At 64.2% G+C, this 22,662-nt stretch carries 24 protein-coding genes and 2 tRNA genes; 9 read left to right on the forward strand and 17 right to left on the reverse strand.

The genetic code is table 11. The features are described from left to right. Positions 1 to 9 precede the first annotated feature (9 nt). Complete coding sequence (locus AC1VNX_RS07180; protein WP_483156086.1) at positions 10 to 885, reverse strand: ABC transporter permease; 876 nt, start codon at positions 883 to 885, stop codon at positions 10 to 12. After that, positions 882 to 1,832 carry an ABC transporter permease gene (locus AC1VNX_RS07185; protein ID WP_483156087.1) on the reverse strand — a complete coding sequence of 317 codons (951 nt, stop codon included), beginning with the start codon at positions 1,830 to 1,832 and terminating at the stop codon, positions 882 to 884. Before AC1VNX_RS07185 ends, AC1VNX_RS07180 begins: the two co-directional genes overlap by 4 nt. 104 nt (positions 1,833 to 1,936) lie before the next feature. On the opposite strand from AC1VNX_RS07185, the gene AC1VNX_RS07190 reads away from it, so the two are divergent. Continuing rightward, complete coding sequence (locus AC1VNX_RS07190) at positions 1,937 to 2,212, forward strand: YfhL family 4Fe-4S dicluster ferredoxin (protein ID WP_483156088.1); 276 nt, start codon at positions 1,937 to 1,939, stop codon at positions 2,210 to 2,212. Positions 2,213 to 2,224: 12 nt separating this feature from the next. Here AC1VNX_RS07190 and AC1VNX_RS07195 read toward each other — a convergent pair whose 3' ends face one another. The 8 genes from AC1VNX_RS07195 to AC1VNX_RS07230 form a co-directional block, all read right to left on the reverse strand. Then, on the reverse strand, positions 2,225 to 2,710 hold the full coding sequence (locus tag AC1VNX_RS07195) for a hypothetical protein (protein ID WP_483156089.1): 486 nt from the start codon (positions 2,708 to 2,710) through the stop codon (positions 2,225 to 2,227). Between the two features lie 36 nt (positions 2,711 to 2,746). After that, positions 2,747 to 3,379, reverse strand: a complete 633-nt coding sequence (pth, locus tag AC1VNX_RS07200; RefSeq protein ID WP_184640656.1) for an aminoacyl-tRNA hydrolase — start codon at positions 3,377 to 3,379, stop codon at positions 2,747 to 2,749. An 84-nt stretch (positions 3,380 to 3,463) separates the two neighbouring features. After that, positions 3,464 to 4,144 carry a 50S ribosomal protein L25/general stress protein Ctc gene (locus AC1VNX_RS07205; RefSeq protein ID WP_483156090.1) on the reverse strand — a complete coding sequence of 227 codons (681 nt, stop codon included), beginning with the start codon at positions 4,142 to 4,144 and terminating at the stop codon, positions 3,464 to 3,466. A gap of 86 nt (positions 4,145 to 4,230) precedes the next feature. Beyond that, a complete protein-coding gene (locus AC1VNX_RS07210; protein WP_081269883.1) occupies positions 4,231 to 5,205 on the reverse strand; it encodes a ribose-phosphate pyrophosphokinase in 975 nt (324 codons plus the stop codon). Between the two features lie 138 nt (positions 5,206 to 5,343). Next, positions 5,344 to 5,420: transfer RNA gene (locus AC1VNX_RS07215), tRNA-Gln, on the reverse strand. Positions 5,421 to 5,490: 70 nt separating this feature from the next. Next, the gene (gene ispE / locus AC1VNX_RS07220; RefSeq protein ID WP_483156091.1) at positions 5,491 to 6,372 is read right to left on the reverse strand and encodes a 4-(cytidine 5'-diphospho)-2-C-methyl-D-erythritol kinase; all 882 of its coding nucleotides are present in this window, start codon (positions 6,370 to 6,372) and stop codon (positions 5,491 to 5,493) included. After that, entirely contained in the window at positions 6,369 to 6,896 is a 528-nt protein-coding gene (locus tag AC1VNX_RS07225) for a lipoprotein insertase outer membrane protein LolB (RefSeq protein ID WP_483156092.1), read from the reverse strand. Before AC1VNX_RS07225 ends, ispE begins: the two co-directional genes overlap by 4 nt. Before the next feature lies 1 nt (position 6,897). Further along, positions 6,898 to 8,757 (reverse strand): tetratricopeptide repeat protein, encoded by a 1,860-nt coding sequence (locus tag AC1VNX_RS07230; RefSeq protein ID WP_483156093.1) that lies wholly within the window; start codon positions 8,755 to 8,757, stop codon positions 6,898 to 6,900. 81 nt (positions 8,758 to 8,838) lie between these two features. Between AC1VNX_RS07230 and mutM the strand changes: the two genes are divergently transcribed. From mutM to mutY, 3 genes are all read left to right on the forward strand, one after another. Next, a complete protein-coding gene (gene mutM, locus AC1VNX_RS07235; protein ID WP_483156094.1) occupies positions 8,839 to 9,651 on the forward strand; it encodes a bifunctional DNA-formamidopyrimidine glycosylase/DNA-(apurinic or apyrimidinic site) lyase in 813 nt (270 codons plus the stop codon). Between the two features lie 131 nt (positions 9,652 to 9,782). Then, on the forward strand, positions 9,783 to 11,744 hold the full coding sequence (locus tag AC1VNX_RS07240; protein WP_483156095.1) for a dynamin family protein: 1,962 nt from the start codon (positions 9,783 to 9,785) through the stop codon (positions 11,742 to 11,744). A 37-nt stretch (positions 11,745 to 11,781) separates the two neighbouring features. Then, a complete protein-coding gene (gene mutY / locus AC1VNX_RS07245) occupies positions 11,782 to 12,816 on the forward strand; it encodes an A/G-specific adenine glycosylase (RefSeq protein WP_483161896.1) in 1,035 nt (344 codons plus the stop codon). Between the two features lie 13 nt (positions 12,817 to 12,829). Here the strand turns inward: mutY and rapZ are convergent, their stop codons facing one another. The 3 genes from rapZ to AC1VNX_RS07260 are packed head-to-tail and all read right to left on the reverse strand — an operon-like array spanning position 12,830 to position 16,299. Further along, positions 12,830 to 13,708 carry an RNase adapter RapZ gene (gene rapZ, locus AC1VNX_RS07250; protein ID WP_483156096.1) on the reverse strand — a complete coding sequence of 293 codons (879 nt, stop codon included), beginning with the start codon at positions 13,706 to 13,708 and terminating at the stop codon, positions 12,830 to 12,832. After that, on the reverse strand, positions 13,705 to 15,387 hold the full coding sequence (recN, locus tag AC1VNX_RS07255; RefSeq protein WP_483156097.1) for a DNA repair protein RecN: 1,683 nt from the start codon (positions 15,385 to 15,387) through the stop codon (positions 13,705 to 13,707). Before recN ends, rapZ begins: the two co-directional genes overlap by 4 nt. Beyond that, complete coding sequence (locus tag AC1VNX_RS07260) at positions 15,388 to 16,299, reverse strand: NAD kinase (RefSeq protein ID WP_483156098.1); 912 nt, start codon at positions 16,297 to 16,299, stop codon at positions 15,388 to 15,390. 31 nt (positions 16,300 to 16,330) lie between these two features. Here AC1VNX_RS07260 and hrcA point away from each other — a divergent pair, with 31 nt between their 5' ends. Further along, positions 16,331 to 17,338, forward strand: coding sequence for a heat-inducible transcriptional repressor HrcA (gene hrcA, locus AC1VNX_RS07265; RefSeq protein ID WP_093209713.1), 1,008 nt, complete (start codon positions 16,331 to 16,333; stop codon positions 17,336 to 17,338). Between the two features lie 40 nt (positions 17,339 to 17,378). Continuing rightward, a tRNA-Ile gene (locus tag AC1VNX_RS07270) sits at positions 17,379 to 17,455 on the forward strand. Positions 17,456 to 17,636: 181 nt separating this feature from the next. On the opposite strand, the gene AC1VNX_RS07275 is transcribed toward AC1VNX_RS07270, so the two are convergent. Next, positions 17,637 to 19,109, reverse strand: a complete 1,473-nt coding sequence (locus tag AC1VNX_RS07275) for a PIN domain-containing protein (protein ID WP_483156099.1) — start codon at positions 19,107 to 19,109, stop codon at positions 17,637 to 17,639. 73 nt (positions 19,110 to 19,182) lie between these two features. Further along, complete coding sequence (locus AC1VNX_RS07280) at positions 19,183 to 19,599, reverse strand: hypothetical protein (protein ID WP_483156100.1); 417 nt, start codon at positions 19,597 to 19,599, stop codon at positions 19,183 to 19,185. Between the two features lie 210 nt (positions 19,600 to 19,809). Between AC1VNX_RS07280 and AC1VNX_RS07285 the strand changes: the two genes are divergently transcribed. The 3 genes from AC1VNX_RS07285 (at position 19,810) to AC1VNX_RS07295 (ending at position 21,087) form a co-directional block, all read left to right on the forward strand. Continuing rightward, entirely contained in the window at positions 19,810 to 20,034 is a 225-nt protein-coding gene (locus tag AC1VNX_RS07285) for a hypothetical protein (protein ID WP_483156101.1), read from the forward strand. A gap of 137 nt (positions 20,035 to 20,171) precedes the next feature. Next, the gene (locus AC1VNX_RS07290; RefSeq protein WP_483156102.1) at positions 20,172 to 20,411 is read left to right on the forward strand and encodes a hypothetical protein; all 240 of its coding nucleotides are present in this window, start codon (positions 20,172 to 20,174) and stop codon (positions 20,409 to 20,411) included. A gap of 340 nt (positions 20,412 to 20,751) precedes the next feature. Beyond that, positions 20,752 to 21,087 (forward strand): hypothetical protein, encoded by a 336-nt coding sequence (locus AC1VNX_RS07295; RefSeq protein WP_483156103.1) that lies wholly within the window; start codon positions 20,752 to 20,754, stop codon positions 21,085 to 21,087. A 474-nt stretch (positions 21,088 to 21,561) separates the two neighbouring features. On the opposite strand, the gene AC1VNX_RS07300 is transcribed toward AC1VNX_RS07295, so the two are convergent. Both AC1VNX_RS07300 and AC1VNX_RS07305 read right to left on the reverse strand, forming a co-directional pair. Beyond that, positions 21,562 to 21,756: a hypothetical protein gene (locus AC1VNX_RS07300; protein WP_483156104.1), complete on the reverse strand. Its 195-nt coding sequence runs from the start codon at positions 21,754 to 21,756 to the stop codon at positions 21,562 to 21,564. Next, positions 21,753 to 22,637, reverse strand: coding sequence for a hypothetical protein (locus tag AC1VNX_RS07305; RefSeq protein WP_483156105.1), 885 nt, complete (start codon positions 22,635 to 22,637; stop codon positions 21,753 to 21,755). Before AC1VNX_RS07305 ends, AC1VNX_RS07300 begins: the two co-directional genes overlap by 4 nt. Positions 22,638 to 22,662 lie beyond the last annotated feature (25 nt).

The raw sequence follows: 22,662 nt of genomic DNA on the forward strand, positions 1-22,662 counted from the left end.
TTACCTCGCCTACCTTGCTCTCGCGAGTCGTGGATCGAGCAGGTCGCGCAAGCCGTCGCCGAGCAGGTTCAGGCCAAGCACCGCGAAGGCGATGGCCATGCCGGGGAACACCGCGAGCAGCGGCGCCTGGAACATCATCGTCTGGGCTTCGCTGAGCATGCGGCCCCACGAGGGTTGCGGCGGTTGCGTGCCAAGGCCGAGGTAGGAGAGGGCGGCCTCGGCAAGGATGGCGATGGCGAAGCGGATGGTGATCTGCACGATCAGCACGGCCGAGATGTTCGGCAGCACGTGCTGCATGGTGATGGCGAAGCTGCCCTTGCCGCAGGCGCGTGCGGCGGCGACGTACTCGCGCGACCAGATCGCATTGGCCGATGCGCGTGTGATGCGCGCGAAGGTCGGGATGTTGTAGATGCCGATGGCGATGATCGCGTTGACGATGCCCGCGCCGAACACCGCCGTCATCATGATGGCCGAGAGGATCGCGGGGAAGGCCAGCGAGAAGTCGGTGAGCCGCATGATGGCCTCCTCGACCCAGCCGCGCTTTGCAGCGGCGAGCAGGCCGAGCGCGGTGCCGACCACGAGGCCGATGCCCACCGCGATCACGCCCACCAGGATGGATGCGCGCGCACCGACGAGCAGCAGCGAAGCCACGTCGCGCCCATAGGTGTCGGTGCCCAACCAGTGCGAACCCGTCGGCGGCTTCAGCTTGTTGGCCATGTCCATCTCGTAGGGCGACCAAGGCGTCCACACCAGCGAGACGGCGGCTGCCAGCAGCAGGAGCAGCGTGAGCGTGCCGCCCAGCACGAAGCTGCGGTGATGCAATGCGCGGCGCCAGAAACCCGGCACCTTGAGCGCGGCGGCGCTGGGAGCGGTGACGGTGCTCATATGTCGCTGGCCTTGATGCGCGGGTCGATGACGGCATAGAGCACGTCGACCACGAAGTTCACGATGACCACCATGGCCGCCAGCAGCATCACGCAATTGCGCACCACGATCAGGTCGCGGTTGCTGATGGCCTGGAAGATCAGCCGGCCCAGGCCGGGAAGATAGAACACGTTCTCCACCACGATCGTGCCGGCCAAGAGTTCCGAGAACTGCATGCCCATGACCGTGATGACGGGAATCATCGCGTTGCGCAGCACGTGCGTCCAAAGCACCATGCGCTGCGACACGCCCTTGGCGCGGGCGGTGCGAACGAAGTCTTCGCGCATCACTTCCAGCACTGCCGAACGCGTGATGCGCGCGAGGATCGCCGCCTGCACCACCGCCAGCGACAGCGCCGGCAGCAGCAGCGACTTGATCCCAGCGAAGATCCCTTCGCCCCAACCTTCGAAGCCGCCGGCGGAGAACCACTGCAGCTGCACCGAGAACACCAGGATCAGCAGGATGGCGAACCAGAAGTTGGGAATGGCGATGCCGACCTGGGCCATGCCCATGAGGCCGACGTCGCCGAGCTTGTTGTGGCGGGCCGCGGCGGTCACGCCCACCAGCAGCGCGATCACGACCGTGAGCGCCATGGCCATCACGGCCAGGGGCACCGTCAATGCAAGGCGCTCGAGGATGAGGTCGAGCACGGGCGAGCTGTAGGCGTAGCTGTCGCCGAGGTTGCCGGTGAGCAGGCCGCCGATCCAGTGCCAGTAGCGCGTCCAGGCGGGCTGGTCGAGGCCGAGCTTGGTGGCGAGTGCAGCCACGGCCTCGGGCGAGGCGTCGGGGCCCATGAGCATCTGCGCGGCGTTGCCGGGCAGGATCTCGAGCACGAGGAAGACGATGACCGAGGCGCCGATCAGGGTGCCGATCAGCGTGGCGAGGCGCTTGACTAGGAACAGACTCATGGGGCGGGGCGCAGCATAACTGACTCCCGCAACAAATGTGCCGCGAATGTGGCCTTTGTCATCCACCGGCTGCCGGCCCGGCCCGAGCCGCGATAATCGGGGCCATGGCCCTCATGATCACCGACGAATGCATCAATTGCGATGTCTGCGAGCCCGAGTGCCCGAACGATGCGATCTACATGGGCGAGGAGTTCTACGAGATCGATCCGCACAAGTGCACCGAGTGCGTGGGCCATTTCGATGAGCCGCAATGCGTGCAGATCTGCCCTGTGGCCTGCATTCCCGTGAACCCCGAGCATGTGGAAAGCCGCGAGACGCTGATGCAGAAGTACCAGCGTCTCACGGCGATCAAGGTGGCGGCCGCGCCGGGCGGCGCCTGATCAATCCGGCACTCAGTCGGCCGATTTCCGTTTCTTTTTCTTCCGATCCGGCGCTTCCGTGCCCGGGCTGCTGCTGAAGCTCATGCTGGACTTGCGGGGCGCGCTGGCCTCTTTGCGCGCGCGGTCGCGCTCCTTCTGTTCAGCCATGGCGAGCCGCTTTTCAGCCAGGGCCGCGCTTCTTGCCTCCCGCGCGGCGCGCTGGTCGCGCTCCCAGGCCGTCTTTTCCAGCGACAGGCGGTTGCGTTCCATGCGGTCAGCCTGGGTCTGGACACCTCGGGTGCCGGCATCGGCGGCGCGGCGGTCTTCGTCGCTGCGGCGGTCATCCACCTTCACCGTCCTGCCGCCTTCGCAGGGCTGGTCGGAATAGGTGTTGCCGCAGCGCCAGGTGTTCGCCCCTTGGGCGGCAGCACCTGCGGAACAGACGCCGATTGCTATTGAAAAGATAGCGGCCGCGGTTTTCGAAACCGTCTTTCCGTCCTTCTCTTTCTTCTCGCTCATTTTTATTTCTCTCCCTCCCTGCACTTCAATGGCCGGCTAGGTGGCGGCAGGCGTGCCCCCTTCGCCGGGCTCCCTCCGCGGCGGTTTGGGCCGGGGTGGTTTGCTCGTGTGAATGACCAGGGTCGCCTTTTCCATCTCGCCCGCGACCAGCGCGGGAATCGCGTGCAGCGTGCGGGTGATGGCGTCCTCGATCGCTTCGCGCTGTTCCTTGAGCGGCTTCTTGAGCACCCAGTTGACGACCTCCGACTTCACGCCGGGATGCCCGATGCCCAGGCGCAGCCGCCAGTAGTCGCCGGTGCCCAGTTGCGCGTGGATGTCGCGCAGCCCGTTGTGGCCCGCATGGCTGCCGCCGAACTTGAGCTTGACCTGGCCCGGGACCACGTCGAGCTCGTCGTGCACCACGAGGATCTCTTCCGGCGCGATCTTGAAGAAGCGCGCGAGGGCGGCCACCGACTTGCCCGACAGGTTCATGAAGGTCTGCGGCTCCAGCAGCCAGATGCTCTGGCCGCCGATGCTCGTGCGTGCGGCGAGGCCGTGGTAGCTGCGCTCGGGCACGAGATTGAGCTTCCATTCGCGCGCGAGGGCGTCGATCCACCAGAAGCCGGCGTTGTGCCGCGTGGCTTCGTACTCGGGGCCCGGGTTTCCGAGGCCGACAAACAGCTTGATCATGGTCGTGGATTATCCGGTCGCCGGAAAAGCAGAAGGCCCGCACGAGGCGGGCCTTCGACAAGCAACAAATGCGAAAGAAGCGAATTACTTCTTGGCAGGTGCCTTGGCAGCGGGCGTCTTGGCCGCGGCCTTGCCACCCTTGCCGGCCGGAGCGGCTGCTGCTGCGTCTGCAGCTGCTGCGCCTTCGGCGGGAGCTTCTTCTTCAGCAGCCGGCGTCACGGCCGAAGCCAGCACCGGGTTGGCCTTGCCGTGGCTGACCCACTTCACGCCGCGGGGCAGCTTGATGTCCTTCAGCGTGACGGTGCCGTTCTTCTTCAGGCCCGACAGGTCGACTTCGATGAACTCGGGCAGGTCGGTCGGCAGGCAGTTCACTTCCAGTTCGGTCGTGACGTGGTTGACCAGGTTGTGGTCGAGCTTGACGGCGTCGGACTCTTCCTCGCCCTTGAAGTGCACGGGCACCTTCAGGGTCATGCGGGTCTTGGCGTCCACGCGCTGGAAGTCGATGTGCTGCACCAGCTGGCGGAAGGGGTGGTATTGCACGTCGCGCAGCAGAACCTTGCTGACGTTGCCGCCCAGTTCCATTTCCAGAACGCTGGAGTGGAAAGCTTCCTTCTTCAGGGCGTGCCACAGCGCGTTGTGATCGATTTCGATCAGTTGCGGCTGGGTGTCGCCACCGTAGACGATGCCGGGGGTCTTGCCCGTGATGCGGAGACGGCGGCTCGCACCCGTGCCCTGCTTTGCGCGCTCAAAAGCGACGAATTTCATAACTAGCTCCTGTAAGAGTCCACCGCGACCAGTGCGACTCCGGTTCAAAAAGGCCTCCCGTAAAGGAGGCCCGCTTCATGCCCCGGTCAGAACAGGTTGTCCTGATCCGAGAACAAACTCATCACCGACTCGCCCTTGGCAATGCGCTGGATCGTCTCGGCGATCAGCGGTGCCACGGAGAGCTGGCGGATCTTTCCGCAGGCGTTGGCGCCGTCGGAAAGGGGAATGGTGTTGGTCACGACCACTTCGTCGAGGGCCGAGCCCTGCGTGATGCGCTCGATGGCCGGGCCCGAGAAGATCGGGTGCGTGCAGTAGGCATACACGCTCTTGGCGCCGCGCTCCTTCAGTACTTCGGCCGCTTTGACCAGCGTGCCGGCGGTGTCGATCATGTCGTCCATGATCACGCAGTTGCGGCCATCGATCTCACCGATCACGTTCATGACTTCGCTGACGTTGGCCTTCGGGCGGCGCTTGTCGATGATGGCGAGGTCGCAATTCAGCTGCTTGGCCAGCGCACGGGCGCGAACCACGCCGCCGACGTCGGGCGAAACCACGATCAGGTCTTCGTAGTTCTTGGCGCGCAGGTCGCCCAGCAGCACCGGCGAGGCGTAGATGTTGTCGACGGGGATGTCGAAGAAGCCCTGGATCTGGTCGGCGTGCAGGTCCATGGTGAGCACGCGCTCGACACCGACGGTTTCCAGCAGGTTGGCCACGACCTTGGCCGAGATCGGCACGCGGCTCGAGCGCGGGCGGCGGTCCTGGCGGGCATAGCCGAAGTAGGGGATCACGGCGCTGATGCGTTCAGCCGAAGCGCGCTTGAGCGCGTCGACCATGATCAGCAGTTCCATCAGGTTTTCGTTCGTCGGTGCGCAGGTCGACTGCACCACGAACACGTCGCGTGCGCGGACGTTCTGGTTGATTTCGACGGTGACTTCGCCGTCGGAGAAGCGGCCGACGCGGGCAGCGCCCAGCGAGGTGCCGAGGTTGTGCGCGATTTCTGCAGCAAGGCCCGGATTGGCGTTGCCGGTGAAAACCATGAAATCAGGGTGATTAGCCTGCATGAGCGCGTCCCGGCAGTGCAAGTGGGCTTAGGAAGCCGCCAAAAGGTTCGTAGGCGTGGCGGCCGGTGAGCCGCCGATTATTGCAGCGGGTGGGCTGCAAATGAAGACTGCGGCCATCGGGCCGCAGTCGTGAAGATTTGGCAGGGGAGAAAGGATTCGAACCTTTGCATGCTGGAATCAAAATCCAGTGCCTTAACCAGCTTGGCGACTCCCCTACACGGGTCGACGGCTTTCGCCATCAACCGATATATGTCGCATCGAACCGAATGAACGATCCGATCATCTTCAGGTTGCCCATCCGCAGAGTGGATGGGCTTCCAGGTTGCTGCATTGACGAACCTGCCAGCCTTCGGGGGCTTCGAGCAGTTCCGCTTCCTGCGGCGATTGCGGCAGCTTCGCGAACACCGAGCTTCCGGAGCCAGTCATCCGGGCCTTCAATCCTTGGGCGCCGAGCCATTCGATGGCGTCGGTGACCGCGGGACAAAGTCGCTGGGCAACCGGCTGCAGGTCGTTGTGGCCGAAGTCGAAAACCTGGTTTCCCAAGTTTGTCGCTTCCGACGATTCGCTGTCTGCAGCAAAGCCTGAGATTATAGCAACAGGCGTGGCACGTTGAAGGCCTGAGTCCGAAAAAATTAATCGGGTATCGAGTCCCTCGGGTGGTTTGACCACCGCGAAGCGCGCCGACGGAAGTGTAACCGGTGTGATTTCCTCCCCGATGCCTTCCACCCACGCGTTGCGCCCGCCGAGGAAGAAGGGCACGTCGGCACCCAGCTTCAGGCCGATGTGGGCCAGCCGCGACAGCGGCAGGTTCAGCCCCCACAGGCGGTTCAGCGCGAGCAGGCAGGTGGCGGCATCCGACGAACCTCCGCCCATGCCCGCCTGTGCTGGCACATGCTTGGCGACGCCGATGTGCGCACCCTGGCCGGGCGCCGCGAACGGCTGCAGGGCGCGCGCGGCGCGCAGGATCAGGTCGTCCGCGGGCAGCTCCGTCGTCAGGTCCTCGCGGCTGAGCTGGCCGTCGCGCCGCAATTCGACGTGCAGCGTGTCGCACCAGTCGATCAGCATGAACACCGACTGCAGCAGGTGATAGCCGTCGTCGCGCCGGCCGGTGATGTGGAGAAAGAGATTGAGCTTGGCCGGCGCGGGGAGGTCGTAGATCGCCTTCATGACCGCTCGAACACGATGCGCAGGTCGGCCCGCGGGCTCGGCGACTCGCGCACCGCCTGCAACCGCCCGCTGCCGAGTTGCGCGAGATCGGGCTTCCAGCCGGGCACGGGCTCGTTGCGGCCCGCGAGCCAGCCGAAGAGGGCGCCGACCGGAATGGCCGCGCCGGTAGCGGCCTCGATCAGCTCATCCACGGAGTCGAAGCGCCGAGTCTTGCTGCCGTCCTTCAGCAGCGCCTCGCCCGGTGCCCAGTGCAGTTGCGCGAGCGTGCTGCCGATGGGCGTCGTGAGCGTCAGGTCGCCCGCTTCGGCCGAGCCGCGCAACTCGAACAGCGCGGCGAAGGTCTGCACCGGCTCGCTCTCGATGCGCAGCGACATGCGGCCGCTCCAGCTGTCGGTGGTCTTCGGCGCGGAAGAGCCGCCGGACAGCTGCGCGCAACCGGTAATCAGCAGGGCCGCTGCCCCGCCCGCCGCCAGAAAAGCGCGACGGCCGCCCCGCATCGGCGCGAATGCCTCTGCCTGCGCCATGTCAGGGCTTCACTCGCAGGCGCTTGAGCGTTTCCTGCAGCGTCTCGTTCTCGGCGTCGCTCAGCAGGGCTTCTTTCCAGATCGTGACCGCGCGGTCCTTCTGGCCGGAGGTCCACAGGACTTCGCCGAAGTGCGCTCCGATCTCGGGATCGGGCCGCGTCTTGTAGGCCGCCTCGAGGATGCGGATGGCCTCCGCCGTGTTGCCGAGGCGGAATTCGACCCAGCCCAGGCTGTCGGCGATGAACGGATCTTCAGGCGCCAGCTGCACCGCCTTCTGGATCAGCGTGCGTGCCTCCTCGAGCCTGATCTTGCGATCGGCCAGCGAGTAGCCCAGCGCGTTGTACGCGTTCTGATTCTCGGGCTTGAGCTCGATGAGGCGGCGCAGCAGGCGTTCCATGTCGTCGAGGCGGTTGAGCTTCTCGGCGACCATGGCCTGGTCGTAGACGAGGTCGCCGTCGTCCGGCGATGCCGCCGAAGCCTGGGAGAGCATGTCGTAGGCCGCCTGGTACTGCTTGGCGTCGCGCAGCAGCTGCACTTCGGCAAGGAATTTCTGCTTCTTGTCCTCGGCCGTGCGCTCGGGCAGGCTGCGAATGATTTCGCGCGCCTGCGGCAGCTTGCCCTGGCGGGCCAGCAGGCTCGCGCGGCGGGTCTGTGCGGCCACCAGTTCGTCGGCGCCGTCGACGCGCGAGAGCCAGCGCTCGGCCGCCGCATAGTCCTTGCGCCGTTCCGCCAGCTGCGACAGTGCGAAGTACGCCTGCGACACGCCGCGCTTGCGGTCGGCCGCATCGTCCGCGTCCTTGCTGTTGCCGCCCTTCGGGTTGCCCGACAGTTCGATGAAGCGCTTGATAGAGGCCTCGGCCGCCGCGTCCTGCCGGGCCTGCATCTGCAGGCTGCCGAGCAGCAACCATGGTTCCGCGAGTTCGGGGCGCGAGGTGGTCAGCGCCTGCAGCTGGGCGGAGGCATCGCTGTAGCGGCGGTTCTCGACCAGCACGCGCGCATAGGCCACGCGGAGGTCAGGCGAGGCCTTCGGGTTGTTGTTCAGGAAGCGCGTGACGATCGGCTCTGCGAGCGGCTGGCTGGGGTCGATCATTTCGAGCGCCAGAGCTGCGGGCGCGTCGGAGGCCGGATCGATCTCCTGGCCCTTGCGCGCGGCCTCGAGCGCGCCCGACGCATCGCCGGCGTTGAGACGCAGCCGGCCGACGGTGGCCCAGGCCAGCCCGCCAGTGGTGGGGTTCTTCAGTTCGTCGACCAGCGCCTGCTCGACGACCGAGGCTGCCAGCTTCTTGTCCGATGCGCGCGAGTAGTTGCGTGCGATCACGGCCATCAGCAGCGGACGTTCGATCTGCGAGGTGGCCGCCACTTCGGCGCGCAGCGGCTCGACGGTTTCGCTGATGCGGTTCAGCGCGATCAGGATCTGCAACTCGATGCGGCGTGCGTCGCGCGAATTCGGCAAGGTTTCCTGCCAGGCGCGTGCCGCGGCAAGCGCGGCATCGCCGGAGCGCGACTGCAGCGCGATCTCGACCGCGCGCTGGAACAGCTTGCCGTCGCGCAGCCGGCGGGCGGCGTCGAGCACGAGTGCATAGCCGGAGCCGGGGTCACCGGAGCGGGCGGTCATCTCGCCCATCAGGATCTCGTAGAACAGGTCGGCCGTCAGCGCGGATTGCAGCGGCGCGGGTTCGGCGGCTTCCTTGGCCGCGGCCGGCCTAGGCCTGGCTGCGGGCTTCGATTGCGCCGGCCGTTCGATGGCGGGAGTGGGGCTGACGGGAGCTGCCGGATCGGAAGTTTGCGCGTGGGTGGCGCAGGCCAGCAAGGCGAGAGACGCGGCCGCCGCAAGGCGGTGTCGGCGGGGCGAAAAGTTCATGCAACCATAATAATCCAGCCTTTTGTACGAGCATCGCGTGGGGCTTCGCCGACGCAGGCGTTTGCCGGAGATTTACTTTTCATGCCCGAGCTACCCGAAGTCGAAGTCACCCGCCGTGGGTTTGCCGACCGCATCGCGGGCGGCCGCATCGAGTCGGTGCGCATCGGCAAGCCGCTGCGATGGGCGCTGATGGTGCTGCCCGAGGCGCTGGTCGGCCGGCAGGTGCGCGAGGTGCGCCGGCGCGGCAAGTACCTGCTGATCGATCTCGATCGCGGCATCCTGCTGCTGCACCTGGGCATGTCGGGCAGCCTGCGCTTCGATGCCGCGCTGCCGCCGCCTGGCCCGCACGATCACTTCGATCTTGTTACCAACCGGGGCACGCTCAGGCTCAACGACCCGCGCCGTTTCGGCGCAGTTGTTTACGTGGAAGACGAATCCGCCCCATGGGCCATCAAGCTGCTGGGCGGCCTGGGCATGGAGCCGCTGGACGAAGGCTTCGACCTCGACGCCTTCCACGCCGGCCTCAAGAAGCGGAAGACCGCCGTCAAGCAGGTGCTCCTGGCGGGCGACGTGGTGGTGGGCGTGGGCAACATCTACGCGTCGGAGGCGCTGTTCCAGGCGGGCATCCGGCCGACGCTGTCGGCCGCGCGCATCAGCCGCCCGCGTGCGGCCAAACTGCACGCGGCGGTGCGCGAGATACTGGCGCGGGCGGTGGAGAAGGGCGGCAGCACGCTGCGCGATTTCTCCAATATCGACGGGCAGAACGGTTACTTCCAGCTTGAGGCGACCGTCTACGGCCGCGCGGGCGAGCCCTGTCGGGTTTGTGCAACGCCGATCCGGCTGTTGCGCCAAGGGCAGCGTTCTACCTATTACTGCCCCAATTGCCAGAAGTAATAGGGAAGAAAAGAAGAGAAGAGAAATCGGAAGGCGCGGAGCCCGGTGAACCGGTTCGGGTGAAACACTTTGGACGCGGTTGTTGCCGCCTCCCGATGCTATATTTGTAAATTGTTTCTTACATATTCCCCTTGAGCCGCTCCTTCAACCAACAACTCGATCAGCACGGTGCGTGGCGGAGCAATTTCGCCCACCGGCTGCAGTGGCTGTCCCGCTGGCTGACCGAGAACGAGCTGCTCGACCAGGCGGTGGCGGAGCGCCTGCGCGGGCTGGAAACGCAGATCCGCACCAGCAAGGTCATGGTCGCCTTCGTGGCCGAGTTCTCGCGCGGCAAGTCGGAGCTGATCAACGCCATCTTCTTCGCCGGCTACGGGCGGCGCATCATGCCCGCGAGCGCCGGCCGCACCACGATGTGCCCGACCGAGCTGGGCTACGACGCCGCGATCGCGCCCAAGCTGCGGCTGCTGCCCATCGAGACCCGGCTGGAGCCCCATTCGCTGGCCCACTGGCGCGACAAGCCCACGCGCTGGACCGAGATCGCCATCGACGTCGGCAACGCCGAGCACCTGGCGCAGGCCATGGGCAAGGTGGCCGAGGTACGCTGGGTGAGCAAGGACGAAGCCCGCACGCTGGGCTTCTGGAACGACGAGACACCCGACGACAACCCGGTGCAGGACGCCGAAGGCCGCGTCGAGATCCCGCGCTGGCGTCACGCGGTGCTGAACATGCCGCATCCTCTGCTGGAGCAGGGGCTGGTGATCCTGGACACGCCGGGCCTGAACGCGATCGGCGCCGAACCCGAACTGACGGTGAGCCTGATTCCGCAGGCGCACGCGGTGGTCTTCATTCTTGGCGCCGAGACCGGCGTGACGCGCTCCGACCTTTCCATCTGGCGCGAGCACCTGATCACCGAGGACGAAAGCAACGACACGCGCTTCGTGGTGCTCAACAAGATCGACACCATGTGGGACACGCTCAGCACGCCTGCGCAGATCGAGCTGCAGATCGAGCGCCAGCGCGAAGGCGCGGCCCGCCTGCTCGAAGTGCCGCTGGCGCAGGTGCTGCCCGTGTCCGCGCAGAAGGGCCTGCAGGCCAAGATCCAGCACGACGGCCAGCTGCTGCAGGCCAGTCGCCTGCCGGCGCTCGAATCGCTGCTGGCCGAAGGCGTGCTGGGCAAGCGCGAAACCATGCTGCGGCTCGCGGTCGACGCGGGCATGACAGCGCTGCGCGTCGAGGCCGAGCGCATCCTCAAGGTGCGCCAGCGCGACCTGGCCGAGCAGGCGCTCGAGTTGCAAGGGCTGCGCGGCAAGAACGTTTCGGTGATCCGCCACATGCGCGCGCGCATCGACCAGGAGCATGCCGAATTCGAAGGCAGCAACACGCGCATCCTGGCGCTGCGCTCGGTGCAGGGGAAACTGCTGCGCGAGGTGTATGCCGTGCTCGGGCGCACCGCGCTGAAGGCCGACATGGTGAAGCTGTCGGCTGCGCTCAAGCGCCCCGGCGTCAAGTTCAACGTGCGCAAGGTGTACGCCGAGACTTTCGACTCGCTGCGCAACAACCTGCGCGAGGTGCAGGCGACCACGGCCGAGATCCAGTCGATGCTGCACGCCACCTTCCGCCAGCTCAACGCCGAGCAGGGCTTCACCCTGCAGGCGCCGGCAGAACCCGACCTCACGGGCTTCGAGCAGGAGCTCGCGCAGATCGAGCGCAGCCACATCCATTACCTGGGCGTGGGCAACCTGCTCAAGCTCGCGCAGGCCGACTTCTGCGACAAGCTGGTGCGCGCGCTAGCCAGCCGGTTGCGGCTGGTCAACGAGGCGGCCATGACCGAGGTCGAGCGCTGGAGCAAGGGCGCAAGCGCGCAGATCGATGCGCAGCTCAAGGAACGCCGCCGCAACTTCAGCAAGCGCATCGAGGCGATCGAGCGCATCCAGAGCGCGGCGGGCAACCTCGACGAGCGGCTGGTCGAACTGGCGGCGCAGGAGAGCAACCTCACCGAGCTCCATGTGCAGCTGCGCGAGTTCACTTCGCTGATCGCGCAGCACGGAAAGCCGCAGCCCGCGGCCACCATCGGCGAGCTGCGTGCGGCCTGAAAAAACCGCCTCCACGGCGGCGACCGCGACCCAGCTATTGCCCCCGGATTTCGCAGCGCAGATCGTGAGCTGGCAGCGCAGCCACGGGCGCAGTCAGCTGCCGTGGCAGAACACGCGCGACCCGTATCGCGTGTGGCTGTCGGAGGTGATGCTGCAGCAGACGCAGGTGTCGACGGTGCTCGGCTATTTCGCGCGCTTTCTCGAACGCTTTCCCGACGTGAAGGCTCTCGCCGCGGGCACCGAGGACGAAGTGTTCGGCCTGTGGAGTGGGCTGGGCTACTACAGCCGCGCGCGCAACATGCATCGCTGCGCGCAAGAGGTCGTCGCGCGCTTCGGCGGCGAGTTTCCGCGCACTGCGGCCGAGCTCGTCACGCTGCCGGGCATCGGCCGATCGACCTCGGCGGCCATCGCGGCATTCTGCTTCGGCGAGCGCGTGGCCATCCTCGACGGCAATGTCAAGCGCGTGCTGACGCGCGTGCTCGGCTTCGCGGGCGACATGTCTTCGGCGGCGCAGGAGCGCGCGCTGTGGGACCTGGCCACGCAGCTACTGCCGCCTGCAAAGGAAAAGGAAGCCATCGCGCACTACACACAGGGTGTGATGGACATGGGCGCCACGGTGTGCCTGCCGCGCAAGCCGAGCTGCATGATCTGCCCGGTGCAGAAGAGCTGCGCGGCCCTGCGCGAAGACGCGCCGGAGCGCTACCCGGTCAAGACGCGCAAGCTCAAGCGCAGCGCCCAGTCGCTCTGGGTGCTGCTGGCGCGCGATGCCCAGGGCCGTGTGTGGCTGGAGAAACGGCCGGCGAAGGGCATCTGGGCCGGGCTTTACTGCCTGCCGGTGTTCGACAGCCGCGAAGAACTTCTTGCCGCCCTGCCGACGACCGCGCGGCGCGGTGCTCACGACTTGCCGGCCTTCGTGCACGTGCTGACCCACAAGGACCTGCATCTGCATCCAGTGCAGATCGATGATGGCCAGCCGCAAGGCGAGGGCGCGCGCTGGTTCGCAGCAAAGGAGTGGAGCCGGCTGGGCCTGCCGGCCCCGATGCGCAAGCTGCTGGAGGGCGGCGAGGCCTAACCCCGCCAGCCGATCAGTTCGCGTCGAGCTCGCGGTGCCGCTTCAGGGCGCCCCAGCGAGCGCCGAACGAGCGCGCCAGCTGCTCGACCAGGAACACCGAGCGGTGCTGCCCGCCCGTACATCCGATGGCCACCGTCACGTAGCTGCGGTGGTCGCGCGCCAGAGCGTCGAGCCAGTGCGTCAGGAACTGCTCGATGTCGTCGTACATGCGCGCCACGTCGTCGTGCTCGCGCAGCCATTCGATCACCGGCTCGTCGCGGCCCGTGAGCGGCCGCAGCGCAGGCACGTAGTGCGGGTTGGGCAGCATGCGCACGTCGAACACATAGTCCGCATCGAGCGGCACGCCGCGCTTGAAGGCGAAGGATTCGAACACCAGCGTCAGCGCGGTCTGCGGCGCTGAGATCAGCGACTTGATGTAGCTCTGCAACTGCGCCGGGCGGATCAGGCTGGTGTCGATCACGTCGGCACCGTCGCGCAGATCGGCCAGCAGCTCGCGTTCGAGCTCGATGGCCTGGGTCAGCACGCGATGCTGCTCGGGCACGTCGGTGCGGCCCTCCTGGCGCGAGAGCGGGTGGCGGCGGCGGGTTTCCGAATAGCGGCGCAGCAGCGCGTCGGTGGTCGCGTCGAGGAAGAGCGAGCGAAGCGAAATGCCGCCATCGCGGCGCAGCGCGTCGAGCTGCTGCGGAACGGTGGGCAGCGAGACGCCACTGCGCACGTCCATGGCAATCGCCACCCGCGTGGCCTGCTGCTCGTGCTGCAGCGCGATGAACGAGGTCAGCAGCTCGGGCGGAAGGTTGTCGACGCAGTAGTAGCCAGCGTCTTCCAGCGCATGCAGGGCCACCGACTTGCCGGAGCCCGACATGCCCGTGATGAGCACAAGGTCGAGCGTCATTGCGCGGTCGCCGAGGTCTTGTGGCCGAGCATCTCGCGCGCGTGGGCGAGCGAGGTCTGCGAGACTTTTTCGCCGCCCAGCATGCGGGCGATTTCCCTGGCGCGGTTGTCGTCGTCCAGGCGCGACACGCCGCTTTCGGTGCGCGGACCGTCGCTGCCGGTTGCAGCCGTCTGGCGCTTGGCCACCACCAGGTGGTGGTCGGCGCAGGCAGCCACCTGCGGCAGGTGGGTCACGGCGAGCACCTGGCGGTCGCGGCCGAGCTGCTTCATCAGGCGGCCGACGGTTTCCGCGACCGCGCCGCCCACGCCGGAATCGACCTCGTCGAAGATCAGCGTCTGCGCCGCGCCGAGCTGGCTGGTGGTGACTGCAATGGCGAGCGCGATGCGCGAGAGCTCGCCGCCCGAAGCCACCTTGCCGATGGCGCGTGGCGTGCTGCCGGTATGGCCGGCCACGAGGAAGGCCACGTCTTCGAGGCCGGCGCGGCTGGGTTGAGCCAGCGGCTGAAGCTCGACCTCGAAGCGCCCGCCCTGCATGCCCAGGCCCTGCATCGCGTCGGTAACGGCCTGCGAGAGCCGGGGCGCCGCCTGCTTGCGGATCTTGCCGAGCGCCTTGGCTTCCTTCATGTAGGCCTGCTGCGCGGCCTGCTCGGCGCGCTCCAGGCCTTCGAGATCGCTTTGCGCGTCGAGCGCCTGCAGCTCGGCCTGCCAGCCGGCCAGCAGCGCCGGCAGCTCGGCCGGCGGGCGCTTGTAGCGGCGCGCCAGCGACATCCACAGGCCCATGCGCTCGTCGAGTTCGGCGAGGCTTTGCGGATCGGTGTCGGCATCGCGCAGGTAGCCGTGCAGCGTGTGGGCCGCGTCGGAGGCCTGGGCCACGCAGGAGGCGAGCACCTCGCCCAGCGCGCGGAACTCGGGCTCGATGTGCTCGCAGTTCTGCAGCAGCGTGGCCGCGCGCTGGAGCGCGGAAAGGGCGCCGTTGTCATCGTCCTCCAGCGCCTGGCTGGCGCCCTGGGCCGCGTCGATCAGCGCCTGTGCATTGGAGATGCGCGAGTGGTTGGTCGACAGCTCTTCCCATTCGTCGGCGCCCGGCGCGAGCTTGGCGACTTCGGAAATTTGCCACTGCAGCCGTTCGCGTTCGCGCTGCAGCGAGTCTTGAGCGGAGCGGGCGTGTTCGAGCGTGGATAGCGCCTGCCGCCAGGCCTGCCATGCGGCGTCGAGCGCATCGGTGCGCGCGCCCGCGTAGGCGTCGAGCAGGCCGCGCACCGCTTCGGGCCGCGTCAGGCTCTGCCAGGCGTGCTGGCCGTGGATGTCGAGCAGGCGGTCGCCGAGCTCGCGCAGCTGGGTGGCGGTGGCGGGGCTGCCGTTGATCCAGCCGCGGCTGCGGCCTTGCAGATCGACGGTGCGGCGCAGCAGCAGCGCGTCGCCGGGCTCGAAGCCGCCTTGGTCGAGCCAGCCGTCCAGCGTCGGATCGGCATCGAATTCGGCGCTCACGTCGAGGCGCTCGGCGCCCTCGCGCACCGCGCCGGCATCGGCCCGGTTGCCCAGCGCGAGCTGCAGCGCGTCGATCAGGATGGATTTGCCCGCGCCGGTTTCACCGGTCAGCACTGTGAAGCCGCCGGACAGGTCGAGTTCTAGTGATCGCACGATCACGAAGTCGCGCAGTGCGATGCGTCGCAGCGCCATTCAGGAGCCCCCTTCGTTCCAGTGAAGTTTCTTGCGCAGCGTGTCGAAGTAGCTCCAGCCGCGCGGATGCAGGAAGCGCACGCGGAAGTCGGAGCGGCGCACCACCACGCGGTCGCCGATAGCCAGCGAGGCGAGCGACTGCATGTCGAAATTGGCGCTGGCGTCGCGCCCGCCCACCAGCTCGATGACGATCTCGTCGGCATCGGGCAGCAGGACCGGGCGGTTCGACAGCGTGTGCGGCGCGATCGGCACCAACACCCACCCCGGCACCGCCGGGTGCAGCAGCGGGCCGCCGGCCGACAGCGCGTAGGCGGTCGAGCCCGTGGGCGTGGCGATGATCAGGCCGTCGGCACGCTGGTTGGCCACGAAATGGCGGCCCACCGACACGCGCAACTCGACCATGCCGGAGGTGGCGCCGCGGTTGACGACCACGTCGTTCATGGCGAAGGCGTCGAACACCGAGGCGCCGTCGCGCATGACTTTGGCCTGCATCAGGCTGCGGTGGTCTTCCTCGTACTCGCCGGCCAGCATCGGGATCAGCGTGGCCTGGTAGTTGTCGAGGGGGATGTCGGTGATGAAGCCGAGCCGGCCGCGGTTGATGCCGATCAGCGGAATGCCGTAGCTGGCGAGCTGGCGGCCGATGCCGAGCATGGTGCCGTCGCCGCCGACGACCAGGCCGAGGTCGCAGCGCTGGCCGATTTCCTCGACGCTCAGGGCTTCGTAGCGTGGATGGGCGGGGAGGGCGTCATCGGCTTCCTCGCAGGTCGGGCGCTCGACGTAGACCGTGCAGCCTTGCGATTCGAGAAAGGCACCGATGTCTTCCATGACACTGTCGCGCGCATCCGCCTGCGCCCGGGCGCCGGAAGCCTGGTATTTGCCGATCAGGGCGACGTGACGAAAGCGTGAGGTCATATCTCACAAATTACAACACTAAAATCTTGCAATGCTGGACGACCGTGCCAAGTTGCTGCTCAAGACGCTCGTCGAGCGCTACATCGCCGACGGGCAGCCTGTCGGTTCGCGCACGTTGTCGCGCTCTTCGGGGCTCGATCTGTCGCCGGCAACCATCCGCAACGTCATGTCCGACCTCGAGGCGCTGGGGCTGATCGCCAGTCCGCACACCTCGGCGGGGCGCATTCCCACGCATCGCGGATACCGCCTCTTCGTCGACACGATGTTGACCGCGCAGCGCGAGCAGATGACCGCGCCGAGCCTCGCACCCGACCAGCCGCAGAAGGTGATCGCCAATGCGGCGCACCTGCTGTCGAACATGTCGCAGTTCGTGGGCGTGGTGATGGCGCCGCGGCGCGCGTCGGTGTTCAAGCAGATCGAATTCCTGCGGCTGTCGGAGCGGCGCCTGCTGGTGATCATCGTCTCGCCCGATGGCGACGTGCAGAACAGGGTGATCTTTCCGGAGGCCGACTATTCCCAGTCGCAACTGGTCGAGGCCTCGAACTACATCAACGCGAACTATGCGGGCCTGACCATCGAGCAGGTGCGCGACCGGCTGCAGTCCGAGATCGAGATGCTGCGCGGCGAGATCGCCACGCTGATGCAGGCGGCGGTGCAGGTCAGCTCGGAAGTGCTGACCGAGGCGCAGGAAGACGACGTCGTCATCTCCGGGGAGCGCAATCTGCTGGCGGTGAGCGATTTCTCCAGCGACATGGGACAGCTGCGCCGCGCCTTCGAACTCTTCGAGCAGAAGGCCCAGTTGATGCGCCTTCTCGACGTGTCGAGCAAGGCCGAGGGCGTGCGGATCTTCATCGGCGGAGAAAGCCAGGTGGTGCCGTTCGAGGAGCTTTCGATCGTCAGCGCCAACTATGAGGTCGACGGGCAGGTCGTGGGCACGCTGGGCGTGATCGGGCCGACACGCATGCCTTACGAGCGCATGATCCAGATCGTCGACATCACGTCGCGTTTGGTTAGCAACGCGCTGAGCCATCGCAAGTAGCGCAGATCGGCTCGGCGGCGCGCATAGAATCGTCCCGCGTGGGCCGTTAGCTCAGTTGGTTAGAGCAGCGGACTCATAATCCGTTGGTCGCTGGTTCAAGCCCAGCACGGCCTACCACCGAAAAGCCGTATGGGCACTGAATAAGGCGCTATTTAAACGATAGCGCCTTTTCTTTTTCTTTCGGGCTCAGAGAGGCCATGTAGCCATGGTGTAGCCGAGCGGCGCCAAATTGGGGGCTTTATCCCAGCCGGCTGTCGTCCTTGCTGGGCTCTGTACTCACTTCACGGATGGAAGCGGTCTAGTTGAGAGATATCTTGGTAATCGCCGCCTGCTCGACAATCTTTAGCGCCTCTGGCCACGGGGTCATGTCCAGGGGAGTCACGCGCACTGGGAAGCGTTGGGTGAATGCCTTCGTCAAGTTCTTTGCGTGCACCTCCACTGTGACAGTTCCTTCTGCCGGCTCGTCACCTAAGAGTGGGTGCAACACCAATTCGAATGATTCTGCGTCCATCGAGTGTCTCCACTGTTGGCACGTCAAGATTACCTCGCTTTGAGGATGCTCAGGTCGATTGGGATGCCAGTAAAAAGCGTTTGGGTCTCTGCCGCCAGCAGAAAGCGAGGACGACAAATCGTCGCGCCAAGCGGGGTGCGGCATATTCAAATGGTGCGCGAACCCTCTGTTTAGGAGATCAGGGTATCGATGAGTCCGCCATACTCCAGAAGGTGGACTGGGCGCGAGGGGCAATTCTGGCATGCTCGGCTGCTCCTTCTTCCACGGCGGAGCCGCTATCTGAAGCATGCCTCTGCACGTGAATTTGACTAGTGCATCCTCCGCCGGACGTGACCCAACATTTTGGATACACACAGTCAGCAATGGCAAAGGAGCTTGTGTATTGAGGATGTCGTGAAGGCTCGCCAAGTAGGTCGAACAGGCTTCGATCCAGTTCGGATAAAGCTCATCTTGATATTTTCGAATACTGTCATCGCTCGCGGGCGTAAAGGTCTTCTTCGTGAAAAGAATCGATTCAAAGCCTTTGGCTGCGACTTCCTTTGGTTCTCTCGGGCCAAAATCGTGCGCACAAGGAATCCGAGCCTTGAGATGCTGCACTAGTCTTTCTATCTCCTCGTCCTGAAGCGGACGATAGCGCTTCAGTTCAATCAAAGCCACTTCCACGCCAATACCTGAGGTGTCGAGATCTTGGTGGGCCTCAAACTTTGGCTCTGCTTTGCGGTAGTCGGCTAGTTCCGCCTCAAGATTTCGTGTGCGCTTCTCGGCTTCGTCGAGTTCTGGCGCTAGGAGCCAGCTGTCTGGTATCGGTGTGAAGGCGATGCCTGCAGCACGCGCCGCACCCATAGGGCCTGTGTCATGCGTCAGTACGCGGACATCAAGTTGAGGATTTCTCTTGCTATAGAGTGCAGCGGTCCCAACCAACTGGTGATCGCGCTCATCGTAGCTAAGTACTTCGTCCAGCGACGGATCAACTTTCAGATCTGATCGCACGCTCAAACGGACAGTTGGATTACCCGTCTTGATCTCGATGAAGCCCGAATCTGCCGTCAGCGCTGCGCGAAATATGCTTGAGGCTGTGCGAGCACGTTTGGCTAGGCGGCCAGATCCTTTGCCTTTATGGCCGTCGATTTCTGCTTGGATTGGACGGCAGATGATCAACTCGATTTCTGCTACTCCCCACCGCGACCAGTCGAGGTCTGCAAGCGGTTTGCATTGTGCGAAGAGATTTGTGTCTGGGAAAAAGTGAATGGAAGGCGGCATGTTGAGAGTATCCGTGCCCTGGAGGTCTAACTATCACGGCTGGGCCGGCGACTGCCAATGAATTGCAGTTGCCTCAGATGCTGCTCAATATTTCGTTACGGCGCGACTCGTATTCGGCGGGGGCCACAAGGCCCTTCTCTTTCAAGTCGGCAAGCGTGCGAAGCCGAGCCTCAATCGAGGCCCCAGCGCTGGCGTGACTGGACTGCGGAAGTGCCGCCGTACCTGCTGCTGCGCAGGCGGCATTGATGTCGTTCATCAGGGCAACCTCATCGAACAGTGAGACGCCCTTCTTGTCACGCGTTAGGTGGGAGTACGCGCGCCCCAGCGCTAGGGTGTGCTGCTTCAGATCCGCATTGTTTGGCGCGACTTTGAGTTGCGCCAGGGCTTCTAGGTATGCCTTCTTGGCGCGTTCCAACGCTCTCTGCTTCTGAATGCCTGCCCAGATGCCAGCCACGATGGCAATGACGATGATCCCTATCACCACCTCCATACCACCCTCCTGTGTTTGTGAAGGGGCATTGAGGGCCCCTGCCCCATCATGTCATTCCGCTAACTCCTCAGGCTCACATGTTCATGTGATTGGCCATCTGGAATCCGGACAGGATGCGTCCTCGTGCTCATAATCCAGCCTCGGCTCAGATTGAGCCGCCCAAGCTAGAAAAGAGGGCGGAATAGGCACCTCACTTCAGGGAGGGACGAAATGAAGAGCATCGCTCATTTGGTCTTCAGGCCTGCCGTTGGCAGCTTCCTCTTGTCATTCGCATGGCTTGCCGCGGCCCAGTCGATTTCGACGCTGGATCAACTCACGTTTCAGCCAACCATTCTGGCTGCCAGAGGCGCGGTTACATCATGCGGTATCCGCTTCACCGCGCTTGCGATGCAACCTGGAACAAGAACTGGCGTTGATGTGTGGACGGGTCAGTAGCCATTCATTCCCAAGGCTACACATTGGTCAAAGCTGGGCTCAAATCGGGCGACCTGAGGGAGGGCGCGGAAAAGATGCGACTTACTGGGAAGAAGGTCGCCTGGATCAGGACGGAGGGGGGAACGCCTCTTGCTCCGATGGAGAACAAGATCATTGATGCCGATGACCCGGGCTTCCATATGTTCGGGTCACCGTTGAACGACGGGCTCACAGCCTTGGAGGGATTCCTGGCTGATAAGAAATTTTGGATCGGATTTAGTGGTGGGACCGGACAGGACAGGGTCTTCTCAGGAACCGCTCGCATGGATGAGCGGACCCGCAACGAGTTCTCCTCATGCATCGGGGAGTTGGCAGCGACATTGAAGGGCAAAAAGTAGGACGCGTCGATTCTTTGCTGGCAATCTGGGGACACTCCGTTGTGTGCGATGGTGCGCGCTTCGCGCAGCATGCATGCGGCGGCGACCTGACCCGCCGTGTCCTCGGCGACAGCAATGCAAGTTTTGACAAGTTCTGCTCGCGCGGGGCTGCGTCAATAGCTGGTCGCATGGGCTGACCATCTACGCGTCCATTCCCCGCGTATTGACCCCCGTCGCCTTCTTGGCGGGTGAGAGAAGTTCACTAGCCTTGTGCTCGGTTCGGAATTCGATTTCGCTTGATTGTTTTCAATCAGAACCAGCAAAGTTCGCGTGAGAATCCAGCACATGGAGAGAGCCGCATATGGACTACGCAAAACTCGACCAAGACAATGAAGCCCTGTTCGTCAAGCAGATGGAGCAGGGCATGAAAGTGGGCGCTGCCGAGCGGATTGTTTACACGGCGGCGTTGACTGCCCATCGCTCAGCTGCTGCTGAGGGACTGGTCCCGACGAGGAACGAGGATGGTGAATTCGTCTACTCAGCGCAGCAAGGGCTGAAGGCCGCATGCCATGCCAGAGAGGACGTTGTGGCGCTTGTGAATATCCAACTGCCGGCCCTGAAGCTCCTGCACCAGGTGAAGCTGTTGCTGTGGACCTGTCTGGCTGTGCTGGTCTACATCGCGTACCGGGTGAGCTGACATCCGCGCGGGCACACTGCGAGTAAATACTCTTTACTTTGGTGGGGAAGGCTAACTTTCACTAACTGGGCCTCGCGCGCGCGGAACGTTGCGGATCGGCCGTTGCTCGCGCCTGGCTACACCTTGTGAAAACTACTCGGAGAGGGCGTCCGAAATCCGAAAAGGTGCCCCGGGGTCACTGACAAAACCGGCAAAAGCTCGCGCGCGCGCGTATTGGTCTCGAAACGCGGCTGCTTTTTGCTGTTTTCAGCAAACGTCGATCTGTTTCGGGTCTGTTCTCAGACTGCCCCATGGTCGCGGCACTTCAGGGGAGAGACAACTGCTTGTCGTTGGCGCTCTTCATATGGTTGAGCCAAGTTGCTTGCTTGATCAACTGGCCGTACGCTGATTGGATGATTAATCGATTGTTAGCCTAAAGATTCGAGGCGGGCTGCTATTTGAAATTGATCTGCAGTTCCACCCTGGCAACTCATCTCATTTCTTTTGTTCTTCCTGTTGCTTTTTTTTCTCAGGATGGGCACTCATCCGTAAACCGATGCCAGCCAGCGGATCACCTAGAACTCTTGCAAGCTGATCGGCGGTGTAGGCACCGGTCTTTGCATAGTGTTCACGCATTCGAACTACTGTGTCCTGTATTGAAGCTTGATCTAGATTTTTGCGTTTACTCATTTCACCTCTCCATCGGCAATTGCCGCGTCCCACGCTTTGTGACGAACCCAACGGAACTTGCGATCAGAGGTGATGACAGCAAGTTCAATCGGCCCCCCACATACCTGCGGCAGGTTGGAAAACTTCATTGCCTTGATAGTGCAATAGATGGCGGAGTGCACGTAGTCAATTGCATCACGTATGGGTAGGTGAGCACGTGGCACCCAGGGGCGGGCTGCAAGAACTTGGACAAGCTCGTCTTGAGTACCCGTCCACTTCTGTGAGTCTAGGACAGCAGTCACGGTATCATCATCAACGCCGTATACCAGTCTGTTCATAACGTTGGGCATCCCCCACCAGTTGACCTCATGTGGGCGCAAGCTTTCAGCATTAGGCTTTGGTGCAAGGGCGCGGAAAGAGACGGTGACAGCGGCAGGTTGCCTGTTTTGCTCAGCATGCCCTGCAATACAAAAACCAACTCCTAAGTCACGCGCCAGCTTTGCGTACAGCTTCTCCTCGACCTCTGTGCGGTTGTTTGTCGATGCAGCATCTGCGGGATCATGCTTCGGCTTTTTATCTAGAGCTAGAGCACGCTGGACATCGGAATCTCCGAGAAACTCAGGCCAAAAAATATCGATCCACCTTGCAGCAACATCATCAATTGAGGTGTGAGGCACACGAGTCAGATCATCACCAAGATTGGCGATGAGTGTTCTGTAGCTCGTCGTTCCAATGCTGCCCATCCCCCAAGTGAGTATTCCGAATGTTGAATCTTGGCCTATTTCAAAGAGCTTTTGGCCATAGTTGAAATAGTGGTAGCCGTTTTCACCGTGGACGGAGGAGGTGCTATCAGCTCCGAGCACAACGCCCTCCGGTGAAAAATACATTCCAGCGATGGTCAAACATTACTCCTCAAGGCCACTTTGG

The organism is Variovorax sp. TLI9-5A, assembly GCF_056867935.1.